The sequence below is a fragment of the uncultured Nisaea sp. genome, assembly GCF_963974195.1.
GTDB lineage: Bacteria > Pseudomonadota > Alphaproteobacteria > Thalassobaculales > Thalassobaculaceae > Nisaea.
In genome coordinates this window covers 1-26,292 of sequence record NZ_CAXBDC010000023.1, presented here as the reverse complement: position 1 = coordinate 26,292, position 26,292 = coordinate 1, and the positions used below count along the sequence as shown (strand labels likewise).

Here is a 26,292-nt window from a genome sequence, read left to right as displayed (position 1 = left end):
CCCGTCCCATAAAGTTGTTTTTGATTGGTATTTTCTTGCAGCTTAACGATGGCTTACGGGACAGTGTAGCGCCCTTTTGGAAACTATCGCCTGAAAGCGGGGACCGTATCGGATGAAGGAACGCAAGCGCATAGGGCTGATCGCCCACGATGCCCGCAAACCGGCGCTCAGGGCGTTCGTGCATGCTCACAGGGACCGGTTCGCCGGGCATGATCTCTATGCCACCGGGACGACGGGAAAAGTCATCGCCGAGGATACCGGGCTTGCGGTTCAGTGCCTGAAAAGCGGTCCGCTCGGTGGCGATCAGCAGATGGGGGCGTTGATCGCGGAGGGCGGGCTCGATATCCTGCTCTTCTTCACGGATCCGATGACATCCATGCCGCACGATGTGGATGTGAAGGCGCTACTGCGACTCTGCACGCTCTACAATGTCGTGCTTGCCTGCAATCAGGCGAGTGCGGATTTCGTCCTCGGCAGCCCTTTGTTCGATGCGGCGTATGAAGCCGCCGAACCCGATAATGAAGGCTACCTCAACCGGGTGCTTCCCTGACGCAGAGGCTGTGCCATTTCCGCACGGATTTGGCTTCCGGCCGCTCTTTGGTGTGTCTGCGCTGCATCAGTTTCACTGAATGGATCGCGCGGAAAACCTGCGGCGGTTTACGGAACCGCAAGTCATAACAAAATAGTAGATCACTTTATTGATGCAGTAATTTATCCGGAATTGTCTGGGATTTTTGCATCAGTTGGGCGTTGGTTGCGAATACTCGCGCGCGGCCAGAAATTTCGGGTTGGAAAGCTTCAGTTTTTCCTCGGCAAGGACGGTCAGAAGCGTGTGGACCGGGCCGGTGAGGGAGGGGTCGTAGAGGCCTTCGCGCAGCTCACGGGTCAGGTCGCGTGACAGGGTGTCGAGCTTGGTTTCGGCATCATGTCCCGCTCGCTCGACATTGTCCTCACCATAGAGCCCGGCAAATCCGTCGAGAATGCGCTGGATACCATCGCGACCGGCATCTGCGTCCAACTCACGGGACGCCGTGGCAAGCGCGCTGGCGATCATCAGGCCGAGATATTTCTTGTCTCCGTCGAGAGCGGGCAGAATGTCGTCCTGGAAGGCGGCCAGGGCTGTTTCGATCAGGGCCTTTCTGCCGGGTGCTTCAAACATTGGCGCGGATCCTTTCGATTTCAGCGATCTGCTGCAGAATATCGAGTTCCATTTCGGCGGCCTTGCGGCCGGTAAGGGCGAGCTCGATCGAGCGTTCGGCCCCGGAATTATGCCGCTCCCCCTGAAGCAGGGCGATGGCGCCCCAGCGCACGGTGGCCAGCACTTCCCAATAGGGAACAAGCGACCAGTCGAGGGCTGCTCCGGCTTCTTCCTCGTATCCGGCGTAAAGATCTCTCCGGCTGCCAACACCGCCCGCCTCGCGCTCGTCCGCGCCGAAGCGCCAGCAGCGGGCGCAGAACCAGCCGACATCTTCCAGAGGATCGCTCCACCCGGCGAATTCCCAGTCCAGCACGCCGGTCAGTTTGCCGTCCGCGACCATGTAGTTCCCGGTCCGGAAGTCCCGGTGGCAGAGCGCGGCCGGGTTTGGCGCCGGGCGATTCAGCTCCAGCCAGCGCAGTCCCCATTCCAGGGCCGGATAGGCTTTCGGGAGGCTATCGAGAAAGCCGTGGAGCTCGGAGATTCGCTGGGCGGCCGGGTTGGCCGGAGCATCGCCGAGGAAATCCAGATCGGGGCGGGGCGGGCGGATACGGTGCAGCCGCGCCATCTCCCGGCCGATCTGCCGGGCAAGGCCGGTGCGGTGCGGGTCAAGGGCGGTATCTCGGGTGAGCATGCGGGGATTGGCCGTGCCGTCCGCCTTGCGCATGACATAGAAGGGTTTGCCGGTGATCGAGCCTGTCGGCTCAAGCGCGAACGGTTCGGGCACGGTCATACCGGCATCGAACCCGGCGGAGAGCAGCCGGAATTCTTCCACCCGGCCGTGGCTTTCATCCACCCCGGAGGCTGCGTCCGTGCGGAGCACGGCATGTTCCAGCCCGTCAAGCCGTCCGCCCTGGATCGTCAGATCCAGTAGCCAGTTTTCCTGTATGGCGCCGCCGGAAAGCAGTTTTGCTCCGGTGATCTCGATTTTTCCGGCACCCGTTTCCGGCTGTAGCCATTCAGCCACCGCGCTGCGCATTCCTGCATCCATACCCAAGCGTCATCCCAATTCGATGCGGGCGTTCCGGCCCATTCTTGAGTGCGCGATTAAGCCGAGCCATGCCCTGCTTTGCAATGCCTGAGTGTGATATCCGCGCGGCGCCGGCTGTTCCCGCTGCGGCATGGGTGAGATCGGCGGAAGAGGCTATGCGGATGTAGCCGCGCCCGCTTATGCTGCCGCCTCTTTCAACGCATTGGAGCGAACAGGTTATGGATATCAAGCGCTATCGCACGGGCGAGCGGATGAGTCAGGTCGTGGTCCACGGCAACACGGTCTATACGGCAGGCCAGGTCGCCCAGAACGCACCGGGTGCCAGTGTTGCCGATCAGACCAAGGATATCCTGGCGAACCTGGATGCCCTGCTTGCCGAGGCCGGCACCGACAAGTCGAAGCTTCTGACCGCCACGATCTGGCTGAACTCGATGGATGATTTCGCAGAAATGAATGCTGTCTGGGACGGCTGGGTGGTTGCGGGCTCAACCCCGTGCCGTGCCTGCGTCGAGTCTCCGAAGCTCGCCAGCCCGAAATACACTGTCGAAATCATGGCCATCGCCGCTCTGTAAGCGTGTTGCCTGTGATCTTCTAGTCTAGTCGTTTGCGTCGGCGTTCCTGGCCCAGTCCAGTTGCGCCGGCGTTTCGATCGTTCCCGGACGGGAATTGCGCACGATCCTGATCGCATCGTCCGGTGTTGACCCGCAGGCCATAAGCAGGCGCGCGGCGATCATGCCGCTGCGGCCGAAACCGGCCCGGCAATGAATCAGGATGGCGCCGCCGGTTTTCAGACGTTCGGACAGGATGGTTTCCAGCGAGGACCAGGCTTTGGTGTCGGCGTCCGACGGAATATCGAAATCCCTGATCGGAAAATGCGTCCAGCTGACAGAATGCCGGAGGAGGATGTCCCGTATGCCGGGCACGCCGAGTTCGACCAGTTCTTCTGCCGTTGCCAGTGTCAGAACGGCATCGATCCCGGAGCTGGCAATCCGGTCCAGTGTTTCCTCATCCCCCGGAATAGGGCCGAGAAAAAGCGTTCCTGATGTTCCCGGAACCGGAATTTCGGTCGCGCCATATCGTTCCATGGCGGGATGCTATCCGGGGAAATATGAATAGATGGTGAACGGAATGTTCAATCGAACGATTCCATGTCGGCTGCTGCGCTGCGGTCGTATCCGAGACTGGCCTTGAGAAGCTGGCGCGTATAGGCCTCACTCGGCTCCGACGCGCGGAGCTGGGCGACTGTCAATTCCTCGACGATGCGCCCCGCATTCATCACCGCGAGCCGGTCGCACATATGGGCGATCACCGAAAGATCGTGGCTGACCAGGACAAAGGTCAGGCCGCGTTCCTGCTTGAGACGTTGCAGCAGGTTCAGGATTTCCGCCTGCACCGATACGTCGAGCGCGGATGTCGGCTCATCCAGCAGCAGGATTTCCGGCTCCAGGATAAGCGCCCGGGCGATGGCGACGCGCTGACGCTGCCCGCCGGAAAGCTGATGCGGATAGCGGAACCGGAAGGTTGGGCCGAGGCCGGCCGCGACAAGCACATCACGGACCCGGCCTTCTATATCGCTCATGCCGTGGATCTGGCAGGGCTCGCTCAGGATGCGGTCGACGGTATGGCGCGGGTGCAGCGAGCCGTAAGGGTCCTGAAACACCATCTGGACGCGTTTGTAGAACGGTTTGCCGCGTACCCGGCCAAGCTGGGTACCGCCGATCTCGATGGTGCCCGTCCAGTCCGCATTGAGACCGCTCATGGCGCGCAGGACGGTGGACTTGCCGGAGCCGGACTCGCCGACCAGACCGAAGGTCTCCCCCTCTGCCACGTTGAAGGATACGCCGCGCACGGCATGCACGATTTCGTCGTCGGAGCCGAAGCGGACATCGAGATCGGATACGGAAATCAGCGGCATCTTAATGGCCTCACTTGAAATAGGCATCGACACCGGGCTCCGTCTTCCAGCTTTCCTGGCGTTCCAGCACCGGCAGCGGGCCGGGCTCGCGGTCGAGACGCGGCAGTGAATTAAGCAGGCCGCGGGTATAGGGGTGTTTCGCCTGGTCCAGTTCGCTCGCCTTGCAGGTTTCCACGATCTGCCCGGCATACATGATGATCACCCGATCGCAGAAAGAGGCGACAAGGTTGAGATCGTGCGAGACGAACATCAGTCCCATGCCGCGCTGGGTAACGAGATCGTCGATGATCGCCAGCACCTGCATCTGCACGGTGACGTCGAGTGCCGAGGTGGGCTCGTCCGCGATCATCAGATCTGGATCGGGGATCAGCATCATGGCGATCATGATGCGCTGGCCCATGCCGCCCGAGACTTCATGCGGGTAGAGCGAGAGCACCCGCTCCGGATCGCGGATCTTCACAGCCCCCAGCATTTCGATCGTGCGTGCCTTTGCCTCCCGGGAAGAGGCGCCTGTATGCACGCGGTAGGCTTCGGCGATCTGCTCACCGATGGTCATCACCGGGTTAAGGGAATATTTCGGATCCTGCATGACCATGGAAATCCGGTCGCCCCGGATATCCCGCATCTGCTTCTCGCTGAGTTTGAGCAGATCCTGGCCATCGAATTCCATGCGCTTGGCGGTGATTTCCCCCGGCGGCCGGATCAGGCGCAGGACGGAACGGCCGGTCATGGTTTTGCCCGAACCGGATTCGCCGACGATGCCGACTTTTTCCCGGCCGACGGAGAAGCTGATATTGCGCACGGCATCGACAATGCCGGTGCGGGTGTGGAAGCGGACCGAGAGATCCTCGACGGTCAGCAGGGCGCCGTTCTTGCCGCCGTTCGTCCCGGTCATTGGCCGCTCCGGGGATCGAGAATATCGCGCAGCCCGTCGCCGAGCAGGTTGAAGCCGAGGCTGACAATGAAGATGGCGAGGCCGGGCATGGTGGCGACCCACCACTGATCCAGAAGGAATTTCCGGCCGGAGGAAATCATCGCGCCCCATTCCGGAATGGGCGGTTGTGCGCCGAGGCCAAGGAAGCCGAGACCGGCGGCGGTCAGGATGATGCCCGCCATGTCGAGGGTGACCCGGACGATCACCGACGAGAGGCAGAGCGGCATCACATGTCCGGCGATGATGCGGACGGGCGACGCGCCCTGTAGCCGGATGGCGCTGATATAGTCCTGATGCCGCACGGTCAGCGTTTCCGCCCTGGCAAGGCGTGCATAAGGCGGCCAGGAAGTGATGGCGATGGCCAGCACCGCATTCTCGATACCCGGGCCGAGCGCGGCGACGAAAGCCAGCGCCAGCACAAGCCGTGGGAAAGCGAGAAAGATATCGGTCAGCCGCATCAGAGCGGTATCCGTCCAGCCGCCCACATATCCGGCGAGCGTGCCGATCACGAGGCCGACAACGGGCGCGGTGACCGCCACCAGGGTGACGATATAGAGCGTGATGCTGGCGCCATGGATCAGCCGGCTCAGGATATCGCGCCCCAGCTCGTCCGTGCCGAGCAGATGGCCGGGGGAGCCCGGTGGCTGCAGGCGGTTCGCCAACTCCTGGGTATATGGATCGTGCGGGGCGATCCATGGCGCCAGAGCGGAAAGAACGATCAGCGTTACCAGAATACCGAGGCCGAACAGGGCAAGCGGGTTACGGGAGAGTGAAAGCCAGCCGAGATAGGCTTGCACCATGCGTGCATGTCTACGTGACGCGGGCGTGTCCGTGGTCAGCCAGGCGCGGAGGCCGGGTTTCGCGGAAGTGAGTGTGTCTGCTGTCATGATTTCTGTGTCCTGCTATCGGGCGCGCGGATCGACAAGCCGGTAGAGCAGGTCGGAGAGCAGATTGAGGCCGACAAAGACACCGCCGACGACAATGGTTCCGCCAAGGACGGCATTCATGTCAGCCGAGAGCAGGCCTGTGGTGATGTAAAAGCCGAGGCCGGGCCAGGCGAAGACGGTTTCGGTCAGCACCGATCCTTCAAGCAACTGGGCGTAGGAAAGCGCGATCACGGTGATCAACGGCACCAGCACATTGCCGAGGGCATGGCGCCAGATCACCTGGAATTCCGAGATGCCCTTCACGCGAGCGGTGGTGATGTATTCCTGGCTCAACTGTTCCAGCATGAAACTGCGGGTCATGCGGCTGATATAGGCGATCGAGTAGTAGCCGAGCACGGAGGCGGGCAGGATGATGTGCGAGAAGGCATTGCCGAAAATCTCGAAATCCCCGGCGATCAGACTGTCGATCAGGATAACGCCGGTGATCCTTGGCACCACATCCTCGAAGAAGATGTCGAGCCGGCCCGGCCCGCCGACCCAGCCAAGCACGCCATAGAAGATCAGCAGGCCGATCAGGCCGAGCCAGAAGACCGGCATGGAATAGCCGAAGAGGCCCAGCAGACGGACGATCTGGTCCGGCCAGCGACCCTTGTTGACCGCGGCGATCACGCCCATGGGGACGCCGAAGAGGATGCCGAAGATGGTGGCGATGGTCGCCAGCTCCAGGGTTGCCGGGAACACCCGGGCAATATCCTCCGCGACCGGTCTGGCGGTCAGCAAGGAGGTGCCGAGATCACCCTGGAAGACGTCCCGGATGTAATAGAAAAACTGGATATAGAGCGGTTGATCCAGGCCCATCGCAACGCGGGCGGCCTGATAGATCTCCTCGCTTGCCTTGTCGCCGACAACGGACAGCGCGGGGTCGATAGGCATGACCCGGCCGATGATGAAGGTGACGAAAAGCAGGCCGACAAAAGTGACGGCAACGGTTGCGGCCGTACTGAGGACGGACCGCAAAATACGCGGGGAGAGGAGCACTGCTCCTCTCCCTGTCGCAAGTGATGTGTTTAGTGCCATACGGCAGCTTTATCCCCGAAGGTTACTTCTTGACCGTATCGTACGAGACATTGCTCACGGCGCTGCCGGTATAGAAACCGGTGACATTCTTGCGCAAGCCGGTCTGCTCGATTTTCTGCAGCATGACGATGAACGGGCTGGACTTCTGATGGTCCGTCTGGATCTTGCGGTACATCTCTGCCCGGGTGTCACGATCGCTTTCCTCGACGGCGGCTTCGGTTTCCTTGGTCATCTCCGGGATGTCCCAGGCGTTCCGCCAGGCCAGCTTGCCGGTATTCTTTGCTTCGAACGCGTTGTCCGGGTTATGCGCGAAGGTGTCGGCATTGGTGTGCGGATCCGGATAATCCGGGCCCCAGGCACCGAGATAGATCTCGTGCTTGCGGGCGCGATAAGCGCCAAGGGTCTGCTTGCCGGTGCCGACTTCAAGGGTTGCCTTGATGCCTGCCTTGGCGAAGTTGTTCTGCAGGGACTGACCGATCTCCAGGCGCTCCTGGGCGTTCCGAACGAAGATCTTCACGTCGAAACCGTCCGCTTCACCCGCTTCGGCGAGAAGGGCTTTCGCCTTTTCGACGTCGAGCTTGTAGGGCTTGTCTTTCAGCTCGCCAAGATAGGTCAGCGGCAGGAAAGCCTGATGCACGGTGTACTGACCGCGCAGGAAGCTGTTCGCCATGCCTTCATAATCGACCAGATAGCGGAAGGCTTCCTGCACCTTCGGCTTGGCCAGAACCGGCACGTCCTGGTTCAGGGAGAAGTACATGATGCGGCCGCGCAGATCCTCTTCCATCTTAACGCCGTCATTACCGGCGATGCCGGCGATATCGTCGGGGGAGAGGTTGCGGGCAACGTCGATGTCGCCTTTTTCAAGCAGCAGACGCTGGGTGGCGGATTCCTGAATGTGACGCATGAAGACACGCTTCATGGCAGGCGCTCCGCCCCAGTAATCCGGGTTGGCATCGAGAACATAGTTCTCGTTCGGCTTCCAGCCGCGCAGCGAGTAGGCGCCGGAACCGGCGGAGTGAGTCTTCATCCACTCGTAGCCCATGTCGCCGTCGGCTTCATGTTCCATCGCCAGTTTCATGTCGACGATGCTGCCGATGGTGGCGCTGAGACAGTTCAGGACGAAGGAGGTGGCGTATTTCTTGTCCGTTTCCATGACCAGGGTCATGTCGTCGGTCGCCTTGATCTTGTCCTTCACATTGTCGGCGGTGAAGCCGAACTGGGTCAGGATGAAGGACGGCGTCTTGTTCAGGATGACCGCGCGATGCAGGGAGAAGGCGGCATCCTGTGCGGTGACCGGATTGCCGGAATGGAACTTCACGCCAGGACGCATCTTGAAGGTGAAGGTCTTGCCGTCCTCGCTTACGGTCCAGCTCTCGGCGAGGCCGGGAACATAACCCTTGGAGAGATCGGCTGCGTCGAAGGTGATCAGCGTGTCGTAGACGTTGTTCGCAAGATCACCGCCGGCGAATTCGAAGATTTCGGCCGGATCGAGCGAAACGATATCGTCGATACGGTTGGCGACGACGAGCGTATCAGCCGGCGTATCCGCATAGGACGGCACGTATGAGAGGGGCATTGCGACGGATGCGGCCAGTGCCGCAAGCGCAAAACCCTTTGCCATTGCATTCATGTGAAGCCTCATGACGTTGTTTATTGGTTTATTTTCAGGGGCCAAAATGGTCCCTTGAAATGCAGCGTAGTCGCTGGAGACGGTGATCTCAAACACTTGTTATGTGCAGTGCACTCAGGATGCGATGTAAAGGCCGCCATTCACATGAATGGTCTCTGCCGTCAGGAAGGCGGCACCGTCACTGCACAGGAAGGCGGCGACCCCGGCCACGTCTTCCGGAGTGCCGAGCCTTCCGAGCGGGGTCATTTTCAGCATGTCGCCACCGCGCTCCTGCATAAGCCCGCGTACCATCGGCGTGTCGATCAGGCCCGGCGAGATGGCATTGCAGCGAATATTCCGGCCAGCCATTTCCTGGGCGAGAGAGCGGGTGAGGGCAAGGACAGCGCCTTTCGCCGCGGAATAGGGGGCATGGCCGAAACTGCCCCGGTGCCCCGCCATGGAGGCGATGTTCACCACGGCGCCGCCATCCGGCATATGGGGCAGGGCTGCCCGCACGGTGTGGAAAACGCCATCGAGATTGACGGCGATGCCCCGCCGCCAGACGTCATCTTCCATGCCGTCCACGGTGCCTTCCTCATAGAGCCCGGCGCCTGTGACGACATAATCGATCTGCCCGAACCGGGCGTGGCAGGCTTCAGCGGCGGCTGTGACCGCTTGTGGGTCGGACACATCAAGGGCGTGAGTGACAAGGGAGGTCACGTCCTGCAGCTCGCTCGCAAGCGCGGTCAGGCTGCCCGCATGCAGGTCGGTCAGAAACAGGTTTGCGCCAGAGGCGGCGAACAGTCTGGCAATAGCCGCCGGTATGCCGCCGCCGGCCCCGGTCAGGAACAGGGTCCGTCCGGTGAAATCATAGGATATCGTTTGACCGGGCATTGCTGGCCTCACGCTGTTTCCGGGTCGTCGAGCGCGATGATCGCGGCACGCAGGGCGGCGGGGATCGGCGCTTTCTCGCCGGTCTGGTTCACCACCATGACGAAAAGCTGGGTCGAGCTGTTGCAGCAGCCGTCGGCGTCCCAGGTGGCATAGGTCATCACCAGACTGGTATTGCGCATGGAAACCACGCGGCCAGTGACGCAGACCGGCGTGTGATAGGCGAGGCCGCGCAGATAGTCCGTCTCCAGGTGCTTCATCACCGGGCCGGGCACATCCATCGCATGCCGGGGGTGGCCCAGTGTTTCGAAATAAAGATTCCGCAGACTCTCGTACCAGGTCAGGTAGGCGGTGTGGTTCACATGGGCGAAGGCATCGCAGTCCCGCCACTCGACAAGTTTCGGGATGGCGAAATGCCAGTCGTCGGAAATGTGAAACCGTTGCTTCAGATCGTCCGTGACGGCAAAGCGTGCGAGATCGCCATAGTGGCCAAGGTCTGTGCTCATTTCGGTTAGCGCTCCATGAAGGCGACGCGGATGCCGAGGAAAATCAGCAGACCGCCGAACACCCGGTTGACGATCTTCTGACCGCGCTCAAGTACGTTCCGGACGATCGTGCTGTCGAGCGTGAAAACGAAAAACAGCCAGAACAGGGCGCTGACAGACATCATGATCAGGACCAGCAGCAGGGTCGTCGCTGTCGAGGTCTCGGGGGTGATCACCATGGTGAAGACACCGAGATAGAACAGCGTTCCCTTCGGGTTGAGGATGTTGTTCAGGAAGCCCTGCAGGAACCAGCTCTTGCCGGCGTTCTTCTGCAGTTCGGCTTTCGTCTCCGCGGAGAGTACCATGTCTTTGGCGCGGAAGCTCATCACGCCGATATAGATCAGATAGGCGGCCCCGGCATATTTCAGGATGTTGAAGGCGAGGATGCTTTCGGAAATCAGCCAGCCGATCCCGATGGCGCAATAGGTGATGTGCACCATGTTGCCTGCCAGCACGCCGAGAGAGGATTGCAGCCCGCCCGCGCGTCCGCCGACAATGGTGTTGCGCATCACGATCACCATGTCCGGTCCGGGACTGATCATGACAAGCAGCGTGATACCGAGAATGACGAGGATCTGATCGATCATGGCACCCATCTCCAATGTGGATGAAAGAGACTAGCCGCGCCGGTACGGCCTGATCCAGCCGCAAATCCTACATCAGGGCGTTGGCATTCTCTGCCGCGATGGTGATGCCGATCATGATGGCGATCAGCCCGATAACGCCCTGAATGGCGAAATTTCCGGCCTTCAGGCTTTTACCCGTCCAGTGCAGCGGCAGGGCGATGATGGCGGAGAGAATGCCCATGCCGATCATGCTGCCGATGCCGAACAGCAGGACGTAAAGCATTGCATCGGACGGGGTGTCGAGGCCGACCGCCGTCATCATCAGGATCGAGCCGGAGCCCGCAAGGCCGTGCACCATGCCGATGGAGATGGTGCCGAGCGGCAGGCCGTGGCGATGTGCATGCTCCGTCCGCTCACTTTCCGCAGTGACGAAATGGATGTGGGCCTTGCCATCGGAATGCCGGTGGACGCGCCAGGCGCCGCCTTCACGCCAGAGGCGGAGCAAGACACGGGCGCCAAGAACAACGAGCAGGATGCCGACACCGAACTCGAAGATGGCACTCCATTTCTCGTCAACGCTGAGGCCGAAACCGATCATCAGTCCGGTGACGGCGCCGAGGATCAGCGAGTGGCCCAGCCCCCAGGCGAGGCCATGGTGCACCGCGCGGCGCACCGACGTGCCGGAGGTGACCATGCTGGACACGGCGGCGACATGGTCTGCCTCGAAGGCGTGCTGCATTCCGATCAGGAAGCCGAGCAGCAGAATTCCGGTCATGCGATTCTCTTAACGATGGTTGTTCCGCTCACCACGGGGAGGCATGGCGGATACGGAGAATGTTTGGTGATGTTCCCGGAAGTTCAGGAAACGCGGCAGCCATATTCAAGCGCACCGTCGAGCAGACTTTCGAACAGGTGTACGGCATAGGAACGGTGCACATAGATATCGAACACGGGCTCCGCACTGCGGCAATCGATCAGGCATGCCGCATGGAACAGCCCGGTCATCCGGCTTGTATCGGTCAGGAACACCGACGGATGCATATCGATGGAACAGCCTTTCGCCAAAAGCGTCCGGGCATCCCGTCCGGACAACCGAAGCACCGTGCGTGCATGGCTGAGATCGGTGACCGCAATACTGTCCGGCAGAGCACCACGAAGATGCGCGGCGAGGTCGCGCTGTTCCGGCTCCACGGCAAGCCACCTGCCGGTCCCGGTGCCGAGGATACGCGGCCTGCCTGTTCCGGCGCTCTGGTTCGGGGTGAGGGACGGCGCCGTGCCGGTGGCCGCTTCCAATGCCTCGGCCAGTGCCGGGATCGCATCGGCACGGGCTTCGACCTGCACGACGGAAAACGGGGCGCGTTCAGTCAGGTGAATGCCCGGGCCGTCGAACCGGTTGGCGCCATGGTCGCCCGGTTGCAGGCTTCCGGCGAGGGCCGAGCGGCGGGCGAGAATCACGGTGTCAGCCATGGAGGCGTGCTCCTTCCACGTCATAGACATTCGGGCTGGTTACCTTCACCTGGACGGCTTCGCCTTTCAGGGGGAAGACCGCCCAGACGGTGTCGCCAATCCGGTTCGGGCCGTCCTTAAGCAAGCCGAGCGAAATTGGATGTCCGACATTCGGGCTGATCGGGGCGGTGGAGGAAACATGGCCGAGCTTCGGCACCGGCGGTGGCGTTTTCGGATCTTCCACCAGGATCGATCCGGCGCGGATCTTGGTCTTGCCGTCGACCGGCGTGAGGCCAACCAGCGTCGGGCGACCCGGATCGTCCATACCTTCGCGGGTCGACAGGGCATCGCCGATAAAGCGCTTCTTCGAGCTCATCATCTTGCCGAAGCCAAGATCGGCGGCGGAGACGCGGCCGTCGATCTCGGCGACGGTCACGTGGCCTTTTTCGATGCGCAGGATGTTCAGCGCCTCAAGGCCGTAGGGCACAAGGCCGTGTGACTCGCCAACGGCAAGGCAGCGTTCCCACGCGGCTTCGCCATACCCGGCGGGCACCGCGATCTCGTAGGCCAGCTCTCCCGAGAAGCTGATGCGGAAAATCCGGGCCGGGAAGGCGCCGAGTTTCGCTTCGCGCACGCCCATGAAGGGGAAGCCCTCGTTGGAGAGATCCAGTTGCGGGAACAGGTCCTGTAGGATGGCGCGGCTGTTCGGTCCGGCAATGGCCATGGCGGCCCATTCGTCGGAGACGGACGCGACCTTGACGTCGAGGTCGGGCCAATGGACCTGGAGATGCAGTTCCAGATGTTCCATGACCGGTCCGGCCTCGGCCGTGGTCGTCGTCATGTAATAATGGTTCTCGCCGATCCGCGAGGTGGTGCCGTCATCGAGGGCGACGCCGTCCTCGCGCAGCATGACACCGTACCGCGCCTTGCCGACGGCCAGAGTCTTCCAGCCGTTGATATAGACCCGGTTCAGCAGCTCCGCCGCGTCCGGTCCCTGAATATCGATCTTGCCCAGAGTGGAAACATCGGAAATCCCGGCGGCGTTCCGCACCGCCAGTGTCTCACGCTCGATGGCCTTGAACATTCCTTCACGGGAATTGGGCTCATCCTTGCCAAGATAATATTGCGGCCGCATCCAGAGCCCGGCTTCCATCATTTGCGCACCATGCGCGAGATGCCAGTCATGCATCGGCGTGCGCCGGACCGGATTCTGGTGGCGGCCGATCTCGCGTCCGGCGAAGGCGCCGATGGCGACCGGCGTATAGGGCGGCCGGAACGTGGTGGTGCCGACTTCGGAGACGTCGAGACCGCGGGCTTCGGCAAGCACACCGTGGCCGTTGATGTTCGAGGTCTTGCCCTGATCCGTGCCCATGCCGAGCGTGGTGTAGCGTTTCAGATGCTCGACCGAGACATAGCCTTCGCTCTGGGCCAGCTTGACGTCATCCGCCGTGACATCGTCCTGCAGATCGACAAAGCGGCGGCCCTTGCGGCCGGGCAATGCCGGAACCTGCCAAAGGATCTTGAGCGGGCCGGTTGCCTGCTCGTCGGTGGAAGGGATATCCGCCACAGCTTCAGTCGTGAAACCAAGTGCCTCTGCGGTCTCCTGACCTGCCGCATACCCGTCGGCAAGGCAATCCCCGAGGCTGAACCGGCCCCGCGCGGCACCGATGGAGCGGTCATTCATGCGGGACGTGCCCGGCACGAAGGCGGCGATGGCCGGATCGTAGACCGGCTTGCCGCTCTGGTGGCTGTAGAGATGCACGTTCGGGCTCCAGCCGCCGCCGGTCGCCAGAAGATCGCACGGAATGTAGCGGGTTTCCGGGGTGGCGCCGGATTGCAGGGTGCCGAGATCGGCAATATCGACACCGGCAAGGCCGAGATAGCCATGGGTGCGGACGACGACAGCCCCGCTGACGACATCAATGCCCTGCGCGATGACGTCTTCTTTCAACGGGCCTTGTCCGCCGCTGCGCGGATCGATCACGCCGCGCACTTCGATGCCCGCATCCGCAAGGTCGAGGGCGGTGCGGTATCCATCGTCATTGTTGGCGAAGACGACGGCGTGCTTTCCGGGTCGCACGGCGAAGCGGTTGGCGTATGTGCGGGCGGCACCTGCCAGCATCACGCCGGGCCGGTCATTGCCGTCGAATACCAGCGGCCGCTCGGTCGAACCGGTGGCCAGCAATACTTTTTTGGCGTGGATCAACCAGCGGCGCTGACGCACCTGGAAGGGTGCGGGGACGGGGAGATGGTCGGATATCCGCTCCAGCACGGCGATGGTATCGCCATCGTAATAGCCGAAAGCGGTTGCCCGGCGGAGGAGGGTGACGTTTTCCATCTCCTCGAGTTCGGCAAGTGTTTGCGCGGCCCAGTCCATGGCGGGCTTGCCGTCTATGGTCTCCCGCTCGCTGCGCAGGCGGCCGCCCGGCTTGTCGTTCTCGTCGATCAGGAAGACACGGGCGCCGCTCCGGCCTGCGGTCAGGGCTGCGGCAAGTCCGGCCGGGCCGGCACCGACCACGACGATGTCGGCATGGCCATTCATCTTGTCGTAGATGTCCGGATCGCTGACATGTTTGGCCTCGCCCATACCGGCGGCCTTGCGGATGAAATGCTCATAGAAGTGCCAGCCCGGTATTCCCATGAAAGTCTTGTAGTAGAAACCGGCAACCAGGAAGCGGGAGGCCAGATCGTTCACGCCCATGACGTCGAGGGCGAGGGACGGCCAGCGGTTCTGGCTTTTGGCTTCCAGCCCGGCGAACAGCTCGATCTGGGTGGCGCGCGTGTTCGGCTCCTGCCGTCCGCCTGTGCGCAGGTTCACCAGCGCATTCGGCTCTTCCGGCCCGGCCGAATAGATGCCGCGCGGGCGGTGGTATTTGAAGCTGCGGCCGACCAGCTTGACGCCGTTGGCGAGCAGGGCGGAGGCCAGCGTATCGCCTTCATAGCCGGTGTAGGACTTGCCGTCGAAGCTGAAGCTAAGCGGGCGGGTGCGTTCGATCTCGCCGCCTTCGGACATCCGGAAGGGCTGCTGTTCCTTACCGCGAATCATGGCTTGGTCTCCGCTTCGGGCAGGGGGATGTCGTCCGCAGGCCGTCCGCACCCGAGGATCTCGTGCGTCAGGATATTGCGTAGCACCTTCACCACTTCACGGCAGCCGAGGCCGTGGTGCCAGAGTTCCAGATGCGGGCCGCGCGGATTGTCGCGCGTATAGACATAGTCCACCCAGGCCGGGTCATTCTTCTCGGCGCCATCCGGGCGCTTCTTGGTGGCGTCGCCGATATAGGTGAATTCCTCGTGGGCGCGTTTGCCGCAATAGGGGCAGTCGATATAAAGCATGGCCGGCGCCTCCTAGTGATGCCCCGGCACGGGGCCGGTCGCTTCTTCGTCGAGAATATGGCCGCGCTCGAAGCGGTCGAGCCGGAGCCCGGCATTCAGCGGATGCGGCTCGTCCTCGGCGATGGTGTGGGCGAAGACCCAGCCGGAGCCCGGCGTCGCCTTGAAGCCGCCATAGCACCAGCCGCAATTGAGATAGAGATTGTCGATCGGCGATTTGCCGATGATCGGGCTGCCATCCATCGACATGTCCATGATCCCGCCCCAGTGCCGCAGCAGCCGGAGCCGGGAGAGCGACGGCACCATGGCGATGCCGCCGCGCATGACATGGTCGATGGTCTCCATGTTCCCGCGCTGTGCGTAGGAATTATACATGTCGAGATCGCCGCCGAAGACCAGGCCGCCCTTGTCCGACTGGCTGAGATAGAAGTGCCCGGCGCCATAGGTAACCACATGGTCGATCAACGGCTTCAGCGGCTCGGAGACGAAGGCCTGCAAAACGTGGCTTTCGATTGGCAGCTTCATGCCGAGCTTGGAGGCGAGATAACCAGTGTTCCCGGCGACGGCGAAGCCGATCTTGCCGCAGCCGATGGTGCCGCGCGATGTCTCGACAGCCTCGATCCGGTTGCCGTTGCGCTTGAAGCCGGTGACCTCGCAATTCTGGATGATGTCCACGCCCAGCCGGTCGGCGCCACGGGCGAGGCCCCAGGCCACGGCGTCATGCCGGGCGGTGCCGCCGCGCGGCTGCAGCAGGCCGCCATAGATCGGAAAGCGCGCTTCGTCGGAGTAATTCAGATACGGGATCATGCGCTTGACCTCTTTCCGGTCGAGCAGTTCGGCGTCGATGCCGTTCAGCCGCATGGAGTTTCCGCGCCGGGCGAAGCGGTCCATCTGCCCGTCCGAATGGGCCAGGTTGAGGACGCTGCGCTGGCTGAACATGACGTTGAAGTTCAGCTCATGGCTCAGCTTTTCCCACAGCTTCAGCGACTTCTCATAGAACAGCGCATTGTCGTCGAGCATGTAGTTGGAACGAACGATGGTGGTGTTGCGTCCGGTGTTACCGCCGCCGAGCCAGCCTTTTTCCAGCACGGCGACATTGCGGATGCCGTGTACTTTCGCAAGGTAGAACGCGGTTGCTAGCCCGTGCCCGCCACCGCCGACGATGACCACGTCGTAGCTTGGCTTCGGCTCCGGGTCGCGCCAGGCGCGCTGCCAGTTTTTGTGCCCGGTGAGGGCATTCTGGATCAGACTGAAGACGGAATATTCGGCCATGAGCGGATTGCCTTGCCGTATCGTTAGGAAATGACCGGATATGCCTAGCACCAGGCACGGCAAAACGAAAAGCCAGATTACGACCTGCTGTCGCGCAATTACGCCATGCAGGGGCGCGGGCAGGTCTTCTGCTACATCCGTTCGACCCGTTCGGCCAGTTGCGCGGTGATGCCGGCGGAGATCCGCCCGGCTTCCCCCGCCATCGCTTCGATGAAGACCACGAGAGGTTGACCGAGCCGGTCGATCAGCGAGTCCTGATCGGGGACGGTTTCCCGATCGGCGAGTGCCTGCCGCAGCAAGGTCTTGAACTCGTTATTTACGTAATCGATTCGGGCTTCATTGCTGGCGAGCCAGCGGGCCGCGGTATGGCGGACGGATTGCAGGCTGTCGTCGGTGCGGATGAAATTCTTGACCTGCCGGCCACTCGGATCCGGGCCGAGCCGGGAAATCATTTCAATGCTGATCCAGGCGAACCACCAGCGCCACGGGTCGGCCCGCATCATCCCGTCATCATAGACAACCTGCAGCAAATGCAGGGTCGTGACTGGTGCTTCCGGTTTGAGGCGGACGATCTGGGGCGGTAAAGCAGTAAGCGCGAAAGCCTGCAGACGCTTGTCCGCCGGGTGCGATGACTTGCGGTCGGAGGCCGGGCGAATACCCAGCTCCCGCATGCGCGTTTCCGTGTCGGAAACCTCGAACCAGTGCCGCAGGGCGAGTGCGACGCCGCGTATCTGGTCAGCTTCCCATTGTGCCCGATCCATGGACTGGATTTTACTCCGATCACGGTCCCTGTCGGCATAAATTCGTGAGTTACTTATGGTTATTGCCCGCGCGGGTCCGCATGTTGCAGCCAATGACGCTCAAAAATGCCGCCCGTCTTGCTTTGAGGCGGTCTGGCAGGTACTCTTCTCAGGGGATGTCGGACACAATATTCAAGGCTACAAGCGTATGGAAACGCAAAGCTCTTCGCTTGCAAGCAGCATAACAGCCTGGATTAATCACTTTTTTCGCGAACGCGAGGTCATACTAAGATCCGATTCACGGATTCGCTATTTCTCGCTCAGTACCCGATTGCAGGTCGGCATCGTTCTGGTGTGGATGATGGCGGCAGGCTGGGTCGGCTTCGCGTCGGTCGGCGTTTACATGCAGGACGATTTGCTGCGGGGCAAAGACGTCGCTATCCAGCGCAGCCAGGATTCCTACCGCCAATTGCTTGACCAGGTCTCGGATTATCAGCTTTCCGTGGTTGCCATCACGCGTGACCTGAAAGAGACGCAGGGCCAGCTTCAGCGGCTTTTCGATCAGAACGAAGGCTTGCGCACGAACCTGACAACGACCGAGTCGCGGCTGCGGTACACCCAGGTGGAGCGCGACCGGATCAATGCCGGGCGCAAAGCTCTTAACGATCAGTTCAGCCTCCTCGGCCGCGAGCTGCGCCGGATGACCGGCAAGAATAACGGCCTCGAGACGCATATCAGTAACCTGCGGACCCATCTCGAAACCCTCGAAGCCGAGAAGAACGAGATCGCGGCGGAACGCGAAAAGCTGGACGGCCGTCTTTGGCGCCTGAATAACGAGCTCGCGGAGTCCGTGGCCCAGAGGGATCATCTTTCCGAAACCATTGCGCATCTTCGCTCGGATCTCAGGACGGTGATGCTCGAGCGTAGTTCCGTGACATCGGAAAACGATTCGTTGCGGAGCCGGATTTCCTCATTGGAAGCGCGGCTCACCGACGTTGACGACGAACACAGGCACAGGCTGGAAGCGATTTCGGAGCGGGCGCTCAACAATATTCATGCTGTTGAAGCCGTGTTGCGGCAGACGGGGCTCGATCTGGAGCGCATCGCGCCGATGCCCGAAGGAATGATCATGGGGCAGGGTGGCCCCTTCATTCCCTATCACCCGGAGCTCCAGTCCGAGCGTTCAGAGGCAGACGACCTGGAAACACAGTTGGAGCTGAGGCTTTCCCGCTGGGAGAAGCTCCGCGATGTCTATCTGTCCGTGCCGCTGATCGTGCCGATGAAAGAATATTACTTCACCAGCGGCTTCGGCCGGCGCAAGGATCCGATCAACAAGCGATGGGCATTGCATGCCGGTCTGGATCTGTCCGGACCGCGCAAACAGGAAGTGATGGCGGCGGCGCCGGGCAAAGTGATCCGGGCGCACCGTGAGGCCTTCTATGGGCGCATCGTTGAAATCGATCATGGAAATAATATCACGACCCGATACGCGCATATGAGTAGTATCGCGGTGAAAGTGGGCCAGATGGTCGGGCTGGGCGAAGTGGTTGGCCGGATGGGCTCTTCGGGCCGCAGCACGGCACCGCATTTGCACTATGAGGTTCGCTACAAGAATAAACCGATGAATCCGCGTAACTTTCTCAAGGCGGGACGATATGTTTCAAAAAAAGGATAGTCGCGGCCAGCAGCAGCCACCGCAGAAGCAGGCTGCGCCTTCGATCCTGAGTGCTGATCTTGTGGTCAGCGGCAACCTCGTGAGCGACGGGGACATGCAGGTCGACGGTACGGTCGAGGGTGATATCACCAGCAAGAAGCTGACGATAAGCTCCACGGCCGTTGTGCGTGGATCGATTGAAGCCGATGCCATCGTCATCGCTGGCGCGGTGACCGGCCAGGTCAAGGCGCGCCATGTGACGCTGAGCAAGACGGCACGTGTCATTGCAGACGTTGTCCAGGAACGGCTGACCATCGAGCCCGGCGCCTTCTTTGAAGGCAATTGCCGGCACTTCCCGGATGAAAAGCCGGTGGAGAAAAAAGCGCTGGAGCGGATTGGCACGAAGCCGGAACTGGCTTCACCGAGCGTTGTCGGGGGGGGCAATCCGGCAACCGGCACCGTTTCCGATGCCAAAGGCAAAGAGTCTCACGCCCTCGTTTAATCTTCGGGGCTGACATTCGAACGGGCGGCGATTTCGCCGCCCGTTTCTTATGTGCATTCTCTTAAGAGCGGGCGAGTGCCCGCGTAAACATTTCAGAATCGCAATTCCCGCCTGAGCAAACGACGGCAACGGTCTTGCCCTTCATGTCGATTTTGCCGCTGAGGGCGGCGGCAAGAGCAACAGCGCCTCCGGGCTCCACAACGATTTTCAGATAACGGAATGCCGCCGCCATCGCGTCGAGAGCTTCATCGTCGCTGACCGCGAGACCGCCTGCCAGCAGCGGCTTGCAGAGACTGAAGGTGATCTCTCCCGGGGTCGGCGTCACGATGGCATCGCAGATGGAGCGTGCATTGGGATCGTTGCTCTCATGCTTGCCGCTGGCGAGGGAGCGGGCCATGTCGTCGAAATTTTCAGGTTCGGCGGAATAGACCGCGACGCCCGGCGCGGCATTGTGAATAGCCAGTGCGGTGCCGGAGACAAGCCCGCCGCCGCCGCAGCAGACGATAACGGCATCCAGAGTGGCGCCGGCTTCGGCTGCCTGTTCCGCGATTTCAAGGCCGATGGTGCCCTGTCCGGCAATCACGCCCGGATCGTCATAGGGGCGGACCAGGGTGGCGCCGGTTTCGGCGGCGATCCGCTGGCCGATTTCCTCACGGCTCTCGTTGTAGCGGTCATAGAGGATGACTTCAGCGCCGTAATCCTTGGTGTTCTGGATTTTCATCGCCGGCGCATCTTCCGGCATGATGATGCTTGCCTTGATGCCGAGCCGGGCCGCCGCATGGGCGACGCCCTGGGCGTGGTTGCCGGAGGAATAGGCGAGCACGCCCCGCGCCCGGTCGGCTTCCGGGATCAGCGAAAGCCGGTTGAAGGCGCCGCGATATTTGAAGGACCCTGTGCGTTGCAGGCACTCCGGTTTGACGAGCAGTCGGCCGCCGAGCTTCTCGTTCAGCAGGGGCGCTTCCAGCAGAGGAGTGCGTACCGCTTCGCCTTTCAGGCGCGTGGCGGCAGCTTCGACATCGGCGAAAACGGGGGCTGCGAGGTGCGTTGAAGCAAGCTCGTTCATCTGGTCTTTCTCCTGTCTCGGGGACCTGTCCGCGAAGGTGTCAATATGCGGATCGGCGTATGATGACGATAGGAGTGCGCGGGCGCTGGTGCAACGCTGTGATTGTCACCGGGTCAATTGCCGAGAAGGGGCGGCAATTCATCGAGGGTCCGGAGTTCCGCGTCCGGTTTGCCGGGGAGCCGTTCCGGCGCCTGGGAAAAACGGTTGATCCAGGCAACCCTGAAGCCGAAGGCGGAAGCAGCGGTTGCGTCCCAGGCGTTCGAGCTCTGGAAAGAAATACTATCCGCATGCACGCCGAGCCGGTCGACAGCGAGCTGGTAGACAGACGGGTGCGGCTTGTAAATCCCGACTTCCTCGACCGAGAGAACGGCATCCATCAGCGCGCCGACACCGGATTTATCGCATACCCGTTCCAGCATCTCAGGCGAGCCGTTGGAGAGGATCGCGGTTTTCAGGCCGCTGTCCCGGAGATTTTTCAGCACACCAAGCACTTCGGGATAGGCATCCAGGGTGAGATAGCTGTTCAGCAGCGCATCGCGCAGACCGGCGGGGCCAAGGTTGCCGAGGACGGATTCGAGTGCGAAATCGAGCGCGTCTCCGGTCACCTGCCAGAAATCGACATGACGGTTCTGCAAGGCCCGGAGCCATGAATACTGAAGTTGCCGCGTCCGCCAGATCTCCGATGTCCTGTCCGCCTGTGCCTCCGGATCGGGAAACTGGCCGCGGCATTGCGCGACGGCGGAATGAACATCAAACAAGGTGCCATAGGCATCGAATACACAGGCTTTGATGCCTGTGAAGGACGGGTTTACCGGCATTGAGCGTTACTCCCCTGTGGGCAAGGACGCCTGATGGGCATCCAGCAGAACGCCGCAAGCCGTAACGCACCAGACATCGCGCGGGGAGACCTTATCCCATGATATCACGGGACTGTGACGCCCCAGCCGGGTCCGGTAGACCACCAGCCCTTCCAGCACGCGCTGGACATAATTCCGGGTTTCCCCGAACGGGATACGCTCGATCCAGTCGATGACGTCAACCTCGTCGCTGCGCGGATCGCCGCGCTCCTGCAGCCACCGGTTCACATTGCCGGGGCCGGCGTTATAAGCGGCGATCGCGAGAATGTAATTACCGCCAAACCGATCGATCAAGCCGGAGAGGTAGGTGCTGCCGAGCCGGATGTTGAAATAGGGGTCGGTCGTCAGCCGCTTTGTCGAATAGCGTTGGTTGACGGTTTTCGATACCTGCTGGGCCGTCGCCGGCATCAGTTGCATCAGGCCGCGTGCACCGGCCCGGCTTTGCGCCTTCGTATCGAACCCGCTTTCCTGGCGGATGATGGAGAGCATCAGGGCAGGCTCCAGCGGTCCGTGTTCGGTGGCATAGCGTGTCGGATACCCGGCCTGGGCCAGGACAACGCCTTTACGGGCAGCCCGCCGTGCGGCCCGGACGGCAATATCGAGATAGCCCAGTTCGCGCGCCAGTTGGGCGACGAGGACTGCCTGTGTTCCGTCCTCGGCGAGGAATGCGAGATGAAGCACGAAATCGCGGGCAAGTTCGTCTTCGCCTATGCGTCCGAGCGAGGAGGCGGCTTGCGCAATCTCCGTGCGCCGGAAGGTGGTCCGCTCGGCCGAGGTCGGTTTGGGCTCTCGGGGGAGTTGGAAGCCGTTGGTATCGAGACGTGCCTGCGCGAGCTGACCGTAGAATGTGGCGGGGTTTTCCGCGGCCAGGCGATACCAGTCGCGGGCCTTCTTTTTCTGGTCGAGTTTTTCGGCCGCACGACCTGCCCAGTAAGCCGCCCTGGCCAGGCTGATTGATGTGCTGACGCCGTTATAGAGTTTTTCGAAGGCCGCTAATGCTTCGACGGGCTTGTCGGCAAAACGGAGGGCGATCCAGCCGGCATTCCACTCTGCTTCGGCGAAACTCAACCCACTACGCTGGATATGCGCCGCAGAGAGAAGGTAGGCATCCTCCTTGCGATTGTCGTCGAGAGCATAGCGAATCTGCCGGGAGCGTTCCCGCCACCAGAGATCGGGGAATTGCTGGTTCGCAGGCACGGACCAGAGCAACTCAAGGGCATCGTCGTTGCGGCCTTTACGGTGGCGCCAGCGCAGACGTTCATATTGCAGGCCGGGATCTGATTTCAGATCGTCGGAAACCCTGTTGATGGCGCCATCGACGCCGGGGGACTGGGTGCGCAGTGTGATTCGCGCCAATGCCAGGTCCCGCCTGTCTTTCTCGACCAGGGGCAAGACCCGCCGGGCGGAGGAAATGTAGCCGCGCCACAACATCCGGTCGAGACGGATCCAGTGATCCTCGGAGCGGAGCAGGGATCTGTAACGCTGAAGGAAAGCACGCTGATCCGAAAGTCCGAACGGTGTTTCGTGCCAGTAGGCCCGTGCCGTGTCGGTCAGATCAGTGCGGTCTGTCTCGTCTTCGAGGGATTTCAGGTATTTCAGGCGTCCCGAGGCGGTTTGGGGAGAGATATCGGCGAACCAGGATTTCCGCGCCGATTCCGGTAGATCGTCCGGCATCAGATATTCAGCGCGGGCAATCATGCCCCAGCGGCCGGGCCAGCCCGGGTTCTCTTTCAGGAAGCTTGCGATCTCGTCGAACTGAGCGCCGCTTGCCGGATCGCGAAGGCGCAACCAGGTGAGGACCTTCTCCAGCTCGGGGCGGGCAGGGTCCCGCGGAATTTGTGCAACAGTCGTCCATTTTCCCTTGGCTGCGAACTCGAAGGCGCGCCTGTAGGCAGTCGAACTGTTTTGCGGAACAAGGATGTCTCCGGGCCTGACGACCGGCAGAGGCGGTCGTTCCAATTCAGGCCGGATTTCCGGAACTGGAGCTGCAGCCTGGCTTGAAGGGCTTGCCAGAATTGCGCTGCCGCCGATCAACAAGGCGGTAACAGCTAGGATCGCGCGTGGCGTTGATCCGTTTCGGAACAGCATTCGAAGTGTCTACTCCCCCGTCATTGGACAGCGCACGCGGACAGGATCTTCAGGTTGAACCGGTGCGGAGTCTGCGTGCCTGGACATATAGTAACAGGAAACGCGCTTTACGCTAAGTCACCACTCGCTATGGACCGGCGGGGGCATCATGTGCAGGCGGCAAATCGCGATGGCCATAAAGGGAACGCTAGTTCTTGTTACACCGTGAAGGTAAGCGTATGGTCCCCGTCTTTCGAGGAAACAGCCAAAATCGGCAGGAGACGAGACGTGGCCTACAATGCTGGAAATCCAATGTTCAAGGGATCCCTGGTAGCATTGATCACGCCGTTTAAAAACGGCGCGGTCGACGAGGCCGCGTTCCGAAAACTTGTCGACTGGCAGATCGAGCAAGGTACGGACGGTGTGATCCCCACGGGAACCACCGGCGAGTCCCCGACTCTCAGCCATGCCGAGCACAAGCAGGTTGTCGAAATCTGCATCGATCAGGTTGCGGGCCGGATTCCGGTTATTGCCGGTACTGGCTCGAACTCGACCGAGGAAGCCATCGAGCTGACCCGGCATGCCAAGGAAGCCGGCGCGGATGCGGCGCTGATTGTCACGCCTTACTACAACAAGCCGACCCAGGAAGGCCTTTACAGGCACTTCAAGGCTATTGCCGATGCGGTTGATTTGCCGATCGTGATCTACAATATCCCGGGACGCAGCATCGTCGACATGACGGTCGATACCATGAAGCGGCTCGCCGAATTGCCGAACATCGTCGGCGTGAAGGATGCGACAGCCAACGGCACGCGTCCGATGGAAACCCGGCTTGCTATTGGACCGGACTTCTCTCAGCTGACCGGTGAGGACGGGACTGTTGTGCCGTTTCTCTCCCAGGGCGGTCACGGCTGCATCTCGGTGACGGCGAATGTCGCGCCGGGGCCGTTGTCGGAACTGCACCGGGCGTGGGGCAAGGGCGATCTCGATACGGTCATGACCATTAATGACCGGTTGTCCCCGCTGCATCAGGCCCTGTTCTGTGAAAGCAGCCCGGGTCCGGTCAAATATGCGGCGAGCCTGCTCGGTATTTGTGAGCCGACGGCGCGTCTGCCGATCTGCGAGATCGCGGACAGCAGCAAACAAAAAGTGGAATCCGCTCTGCGGCATGCCGGTCTGCTGAACTGATCAGCGGACCGGGCTCTGCCCGGCGGTTGAAGGAAATCTCCCATGGCGGGAAAGAACTCAGGCGACGGGTTGATCGCCCAGAACCGTCGTGCGCGGCACGACTACTTTATTGAAGACACGATCGAAGCCGGTATCGTTCTGGCTGGCTCCGAAGTGAAAAGCCTGCGCGACGGCAAGGCCAGCATCGGCGAGTCCTATGCTGGCCAGGACGGCGGAGAGCTGACCCTCTTCAATGTGCATATCCCGGAATATCCGGCGGCAGAGCCGTTCAATCACGAGCCGCGCCGGCCACGGCGTCTGCTTGTGCATCGCAAGGAGCGGGATCGCCTGCTCGGTCTGATACAGCGGGAAGGGGCAACGCTCATCCCGCTGCGGCTTTATTTCAATGACCGGGGCATTGCCAAGATCTCCATCGGGATCGCGACGGGCAAGAAGAAGATGGATAAGCGCGAGACCGAGAAGAAGCGGGACTGGCAGCGCGACAAGGCGCGCCTGATGCGCGAGAAGAACTGACGCTCAATCCGTATCGAGCAAGCTCCGGATTGTCCGGAAAACATCCTCGAACATGCTTTCGGTCAGCTTGCCGGTGTTCGTGTTGTAGCGCGAGCAGTGGTAGGAATTCACCAGGGTGAAACCGGCGCCAGGCTCATGCACGGCATTATGTCCGAACTTGAAGCGGCTCTTCGGAATGCCGAGCCCTGACAGCACGGCGCCATGGGCAAGACCGCCGAGCGCCAGAACGACCCGCCGGGGGCCGGCGAGCTCCATCTGAAGAAAGGGTGCGCAGGCTTTGACTTCGGCACCGATTGGCTTGTTCTCCGGCGGCACGCAGCGCACAGCATTGGTGATACGGCAATCGACGAGCTTCAGATCGTCTTTGCCTTCGCTGACATATGTTCCCTCGGAGAAGCCGAACCGGTCCAGCGTCTGATACAAAAGGTCGCCGGCATAGTCGCCCGTGAAGGGGCGGGCCGTGCGGTTCGCTCCGCGCAGGCCGGGCGCAAGACCGACAATAAGAAAAGCCGCATCCTTCGGTCCGAACGAGATCACAGGGCCATTATGCCAGTCCGGAAATTTCTCGCGGTTACCGTGGCGAAAATCGACGAGCCGTGGGCAGAGCGGGCAATCGCGCCCCGGCTCTGCCAGGCTTGATATCTGTGCGGTCATCAGGCTGTTTTGGCGCGGCTCAGTAATTCGGGCGACGCGGCGTCACTTCCGCTTCGTCGAGATCGTCTTCGTAATCATCGTCATCGTCATCGAGGTCATCCTCGACACCGTTTTCGTATTCATCCTGCTGCGGACGCACCGGGCGGGGGCCCTGATGGGCGCGGGCGATCTTTTCCTGGAAATCCTTCAGCTCCAGGAAATGGTCTGCCTGGCGGCGCAATTCGTCGGCGATCATCGGCGGCTGGGATTTGACGGTGGAGACAACTGTCACCCGCACGCCCCGGCGCTGAACGGCTTCGACCAGACGGCGGAAATCGCCATCGCCGGAGAACAGAACGACATGGTCGAGATGTTCGGCCATTTCGAGGACATCGATGGCAAGCTCGATATCCATGT

Annotated in this window: 28 protein-coding genes; 6 read left to right on the top strand and 22 right to left on the bottom strand. The window is 61.5% G+C overall.

The annotated features are described in order from the left end of the window. Positions 1 to 112 precede the first annotated feature (112 nt). Positions 113 to 550: a methylglyoxal synthase gene (locus AAC126_RS07360; protein ID WP_339851645.1), complete on the top strand. Its 438-nt coding sequence runs from the start codon at positions 113 to 115 to the stop codon at positions 548 to 550. Positions 551 to 739: 189 nt separating this feature from the next. Here the strand turns inward: AAC126_RS07360 and AAC126_RS07355 are convergent, their stop codons facing one another. Together AAC126_RS07355 and AAC126_RS07350 are read right to left on the bottom strand one after the other, a co-directional pair. After that, positions 740 to 1,159 (bottom strand): DUF6285 domain-containing protein, encoded by a 420-nt coding sequence (locus AAC126_RS07355; protein WP_339851643.1) that lies wholly within the window; start codon positions 1,157 to 1,159, stop codon positions 740 to 742. Continuing rightward, complete coding sequence (locus AAC126_RS07350; RefSeq protein WP_339851640.1) at positions 1,152 to 2,186, bottom strand: phosphotransferase family protein; 1,035 nt, start codon at positions 2,184 to 2,186, stop codon at positions 1,152 to 1,154. The genes AAC126_RS07355 and AAC126_RS07350 overlap by 8 nt, the downstream gene beginning before the upstream one ends. Positions 2,187 to 2,404: 218 nt before the next feature. Between AAC126_RS07350 and AAC126_RS07345 the strand changes: the two genes are divergently transcribed. Beyond that, positions 2,405 to 2,758, top strand: a complete 354-nt coding sequence (locus tag AAC126_RS07345) for a RidA family protein (protein ID WP_323795905.1) — start codon at positions 2,405 to 2,407, stop codon at positions 2,756 to 2,758. Positions 2,759 to 2,782: 24 nt separating this feature from the next. On the opposite strand, the gene AAC126_RS07340 is transcribed toward AAC126_RS07345, so the two are convergent. The 15 genes from AAC126_RS07340 to AAC126_RS07270 all read right to left on the bottom strand — a co-directional run bounded on the left by AAC126_RS07340 (position 2,783) and on the right by AAC126_RS07270 (position 17,419). Next, positions 2,783 to 3,271, bottom strand: a complete 489-nt coding sequence (locus AAC126_RS07340; RefSeq protein ID WP_339851633.1) for a dual specificity protein phosphatase family protein — start codon at positions 3,269 to 3,271, stop codon at positions 2,783 to 2,785. A 47-nt stretch (positions 3,272 to 3,318) separates the two neighbouring features. Continuing rightward, complete coding sequence (locus AAC126_RS07335; RefSeq protein ID WP_339851631.1) at positions 3,319 to 4,128, bottom strand: ABC transporter ATP-binding protein; 810 nt, start codon at positions 4,126 to 4,128, stop codon at positions 3,319 to 3,321. Next, on the bottom strand, positions 4,112 to 4,996 hold the full coding sequence (locus tag AAC126_RS07330) for an ABC transporter ATP-binding protein (RefSeq protein WP_339851629.1): 885 nt from the start codon (positions 4,994 to 4,996) through the stop codon (positions 4,112 to 4,114). The genes AAC126_RS07335 and AAC126_RS07330 overlap by 17 nt, the downstream gene beginning before the upstream one ends. Further along, positions 4,993 to 5,922, bottom strand: a complete 930-nt coding sequence (nikC, locus tag AAC126_RS07325; protein ID WP_339851626.1) for a nickel transporter permease — start codon at positions 5,920 to 5,922, stop codon at positions 4,993 to 4,995. The genes AAC126_RS07330 and nikC overlap by 4 nt, the downstream gene beginning before the upstream one ends. A 15-nt stretch (positions 5,923 to 5,937) precedes the next feature. After that, complete coding sequence (locus AAC126_RS07320; RefSeq protein ID WP_339851622.1) at positions 5,938 to 6,960, bottom strand: ABC transporter permease; 1,023 nt, start codon at positions 6,958 to 6,960, stop codon at positions 5,938 to 5,940. A 61-nt stretch (positions 6,961 to 7,021) separates the two neighbouring features. Beyond that, the gene (locus AAC126_RS07315; RefSeq protein WP_339851620.1) at positions 7,022 to 8,629 is read right to left on the bottom strand and encodes an ABC transporter substrate-binding protein; all 1,608 of its coding nucleotides are present in this window, start codon (positions 8,627 to 8,629) and stop codon (positions 7,022 to 7,024) included. A 114-nt stretch (positions 8,630 to 8,743) separates the two neighbouring features. Next, positions 8,744 to 9,502, bottom strand: a complete 759-nt coding sequence (locus AAC126_RS07310; RefSeq protein WP_339851618.1) for an SDR family NAD(P)-dependent oxidoreductase — start codon at positions 9,500 to 9,502, stop codon at positions 8,744 to 8,746. A gap of 8 nt (positions 9,503 to 9,510) precedes the next feature. Next, entirely contained in the window at positions 9,511 to 10,005 is a 495-nt protein-coding gene (locus AAC126_RS07305; protein ID WP_339851617.1) for a thioesterase family protein, read from the bottom strand. Between the two features lie 5 nt (positions 10,006 to 10,010). Then, the gene (locus AAC126_RS07300; protein ID WP_339851614.1) at positions 10,011 to 10,631 is read right to left on the bottom strand and encodes a LysE family translocator; all 621 of its coding nucleotides are present in this window, start codon (positions 10,629 to 10,631) and stop codon (positions 10,011 to 10,013) included. Positions 10,632 to 10,698: 67 nt separating this feature from the next. After that, positions 10,699 to 11,385 (bottom strand): hypothetical protein, encoded by a 687-nt coding sequence (locus AAC126_RS07295; RefSeq protein WP_339851612.1) that lies wholly within the window; start codon positions 11,383 to 11,385, stop codon positions 10,699 to 10,701. An 83-nt stretch (positions 11,386 to 11,468) separates the two neighbouring features. Next, positions 11,469 to 12,077: a sarcosine oxidase subunit gamma family protein gene (locus AAC126_RS07290; RefSeq protein ID WP_339851610.1), complete on the bottom strand. Its 609-nt coding sequence runs from the start codon at positions 12,075 to 12,077 to the stop codon at positions 11,469 to 11,471. Continuing rightward, positions 12,070 to 15,102: a sarcosine oxidase subunit alpha family protein gene (locus AAC126_RS07285; protein WP_339851607.1), complete on the bottom strand. Its 3,033-nt coding sequence runs from the start codon at positions 15,100 to 15,102 to the stop codon at positions 12,070 to 12,072. Before AAC126_RS07285 ends, AAC126_RS07290 begins: the two co-directional genes overlap by 8 nt. After that, positions 15,099 to 15,389 (bottom strand): sarcosine oxidase subunit delta, encoded by a 291-nt coding sequence (locus AAC126_RS07280; RefSeq protein WP_339851605.1) that lies wholly within the window; start codon positions 15,387 to 15,389, stop codon positions 15,099 to 15,101. Before AAC126_RS07280 ends, AAC126_RS07285 begins: the two co-directional genes overlap by 4 nt. Positions 15,390 to 15,401: 12 nt before the next feature. After that, entirely contained in the window at positions 15,402 to 16,658 is a 1,257-nt protein-coding gene (locus AAC126_RS07275) for a sarcosine oxidase subunit beta family protein (protein ID WP_339851603.1), read from the bottom strand. 131 nt (positions 16,659 to 16,789) lie between these two features. Next, positions 16,790 to 17,419, bottom strand: coding sequence for a hypothetical protein (locus AAC126_RS07270; RefSeq protein ID WP_339851601.1), 630 nt, complete (start codon positions 17,417 to 17,419; stop codon positions 16,790 to 16,792). 310 nt (positions 17,420 to 17,729) lie between these two features. Here AAC126_RS07270 and AAC126_RS07265 point away from each other — a divergent pair, with 310 nt between their 5' ends. Together AAC126_RS07265 and AAC126_RS07260 are read left to right on the top strand one after the other, a co-directional pair. Further along, positions 17,730 to 19,073 (top strand): peptidoglycan DD-metalloendopeptidase family protein, encoded by a 1,344-nt coding sequence (locus AAC126_RS07265; RefSeq protein WP_339851599.1) that lies wholly within the window; start codon positions 17,730 to 17,732, stop codon positions 19,071 to 19,073. After that, complete coding sequence (locus tag AAC126_RS07260; RefSeq protein WP_339851597.1) at positions 19,054 to 19,554, top strand: polymer-forming cytoskeletal protein; 501 nt, start codon at positions 19,054 to 19,056, stop codon at positions 19,552 to 19,554. The genes AAC126_RS07265 and AAC126_RS07260 overlap by 20 nt, the downstream gene beginning before the upstream one ends. Before the next feature lie 61 nt (positions 19,555 to 19,615). Here the strand turns inward: AAC126_RS07260 and AAC126_RS07255 are convergent, their stop codons facing one another. From AAC126_RS07255 to AAC126_RS07245, 3 genes are all read right to left on the bottom strand, one after another. Continuing rightward, on the bottom strand, positions 19,616 to 20,617 hold the full coding sequence (locus AAC126_RS07255; protein WP_339851595.1) for a threonine/serine dehydratase: 1,002 nt from the start codon (positions 20,615 to 20,617) through the stop codon (positions 19,616 to 19,618). Between the two features lie 113 nt (positions 20,618 to 20,730). Then, positions 20,731 to 21,435, bottom strand: coding sequence for a haloacid dehalogenase type II (locus tag AAC126_RS07250; protein ID WP_339851592.1), 705 nt, complete (start codon positions 21,433 to 21,435; stop codon positions 20,731 to 20,733). A 6-nt stretch (positions 21,436 to 21,441) separates the two neighbouring features. Continuing rightward, complete coding sequence (locus AAC126_RS07245) at positions 21,442 to 23,433, bottom strand: transglycosylase SLT domain-containing protein (RefSeq protein ID WP_339851589.1); 1,992 nt, start codon at positions 23,431 to 23,433, stop codon at positions 21,442 to 21,444. 420 nt (positions 23,434 to 23,853) lie between these two features. Between AAC126_RS07245 and dapA the strand changes: the two genes are divergently transcribed. Beyond that, a complete protein-coding gene (dapA, locus tag AAC126_RS07240) occupies positions 23,854 to 24,729 on the top strand; it encodes a 4-hydroxy-tetrahydrodipicolinate synthase (RefSeq protein ID WP_339851586.1) in 876 nt (291 codons plus the stop codon). A gap of 42 nt (positions 24,730 to 24,771) precedes the next feature. Further along, the gene (gene smpB / locus AAC126_RS07235) at positions 24,772 to 25,242 is read left to right on the top strand and encodes an SsrA-binding protein SmpB (RefSeq protein ID WP_339851584.1); all 471 of its coding nucleotides are present in this window, start codon (positions 24,772 to 24,774) and stop codon (positions 25,240 to 25,242) included. A gap of 3 nt (positions 25,243 to 25,245) precedes the next feature. Here the strand turns inward: smpB and AAC126_RS07230 are convergent, their stop codons facing one another. Then, a complete protein-coding gene (locus AAC126_RS07230; RefSeq protein ID WP_339851582.1) occupies positions 25,246 to 25,896 on the bottom strand; it encodes a uracil-DNA glycosylase in 651 nt (216 codons plus the stop codon). Positions 25,897 to 25,915: 19 nt separating this feature from the next. Continuing rightward, positions 25,916 to 26,292, bottom strand: a 377-nt coding sequence (locus AAC126_RS07225; RefSeq protein ID WP_339851579.1) for an NYN domain-containing protein, incomplete at its 5' end; no start/stop codon positions are given.

Coding starts and splice junctions, on each gene's coding strand:
- AAC126_RS07355 (WP_339851643.1), bottom strand. CDS start 1,159: ATGTTTGAAGCACCCGGCAGAAAGGCCCTGATCGAAACAGCCCTGGCC.
- AAC126_RS07270 (WP_339851601.1), bottom strand. CDS start 17,419: ATGGATCGGGCACAATGGGAAGCTGACCAGATACGCGGCGTCGCACTC.
- AAC126_RS07345 (WP_323795905.1), top strand. CDS start 2,405: ATGGATATCAAGCGCTATCGCACGGGCGAGCGGATGAGTCAGGTCGTG.
- AAC126_RS07255 (WP_339851595.1), bottom strand. CDS start 20,617: ATGAACGAGCTTGCTTCAACGCACCTCGCAGCCCCCGTTTTCGCCGAT.
- AAC126_RS07250 (WP_339851592.1), bottom strand. CDS start 21,435: ATGCCGGTAAACCCGTCCTTCACAGGCATCAAAGCCTGTGTATTCGAT.
- AAC126_RS07275 (WP_339851603.1), bottom strand. CDS start 16,658: ATGGCCGAATATTCCGTCTTCAGTCTGATCCAGAATGCCCTCACCGGG.
- AAC126_RS07350 (WP_339851640.1), bottom strand. CDS start 2,186: ATGGATGCAGGAATGCGCAGCGCGGTGGCTGAATGGCTACAGCCGGAA.
- AAC126_RS07310 (WP_339851618.1), bottom strand. CDS start 9,502: ATGCCCGGTCAAACGATATCCTATGATTTCACCGGACGGACCCTGTTC.
- AAC126_RS07335 (WP_339851631.1), bottom strand. CDS start 4,128: ATGCCTATTTCAAGTGAGGCCATTAAGATGCCGCTGATTTCCGTATCC.
- dapA (WP_339851586.1), top strand. CDS start 23,854: ATGTTCAAGGGATCCCTGGTAGCATTGATCACGCCGTTTAAAAACGGC.
- AAC126_RS07330 (WP_339851629.1), bottom strand. CDS start 4,996: ATGACCGGGACGAACGGCGGCAAGAACGGCGCCCTGCTGACCGTCGAG.
- AAC126_RS07300 (WP_339851614.1), bottom strand. CDS start 10,631: ATGATCGATCAGATCCTCGTCATTCTCGGTATCACGCTGCTTGTCATG.
- AAC126_RS07360 (WP_339851645.1), top strand. CDS start 113: ATGAAGGAACGCAAGCGCATAGGGCTGATCGCCCACGATGCCCGCAAA.
- AAC126_RS07295 (WP_339851612.1), bottom strand. CDS start 11,385: ATGACCGGAATTCTGCTGCTCGGCTTCCTGATCGGAATGCAGCACGCC.
- AAC126_RS07305 (WP_339851617.1), bottom strand. CDS start 10,005: ATGAGCACAGACCTTGGCCACTATGGCGATCTCGCACGCTTTGCCGTC.
- AAC126_RS07260 (WP_339851597.1), top strand. CDS start 19,054: ATGTTTCAAAAAAAGGATAGTCGCGGCCAGCAGCAGCCACCGCAGAAG.
- smpB (WP_339851584.1), top strand. CDS start 24,772: ATGGCGGGAAAGAACTCAGGCGACGGGTTGATCGCCCAGAACCGTCGT.
- AAC126_RS07315 (WP_339851620.1), bottom strand. CDS start 8,629: ATGAATGCAATGGCAAAGGGTTTTGCGCTTGCGGCACTGGCCGCATCC.
- AAC126_RS07340 (WP_339851633.1), bottom strand. CDS start 3,271: ATGGAACGATATGGCGCGACCGAAATTCCGGTTCCGGGAACATCAGGA.
- AAC126_RS07285 (WP_339851607.1), bottom strand. CDS start 15,102: ATGATTCGCGGTAAGGAACAGCAGCCCTTCCGGATGTCCGAAGGCGGC.
- AAC126_RS07290 (WP_339851610.1), bottom strand. CDS start 12,077: ATGGCTGACACCGTGATTCTCGCCCGCCGCTCGGCCCTCGCCGGAAGC.
- AAC126_RS07230 (WP_339851582.1), bottom strand. CDS start 25,896: ATGACCGCACAGATATCAAGCCTGGCAGAGCCGGGGCGCGATTGCCCG.
- nikC (WP_339851626.1), bottom strand. CDS start 5,922: ATGACAGCAGACACACTCACTTCCGCGAAACCCGGCCTCCGCGCCTGG.
- AAC126_RS07280 (WP_339851605.1), bottom strand. CDS start 15,389: ATGCTTTATATCGACTGCCCCTATTGCGGCAAACGCGCCCACGAGGAA.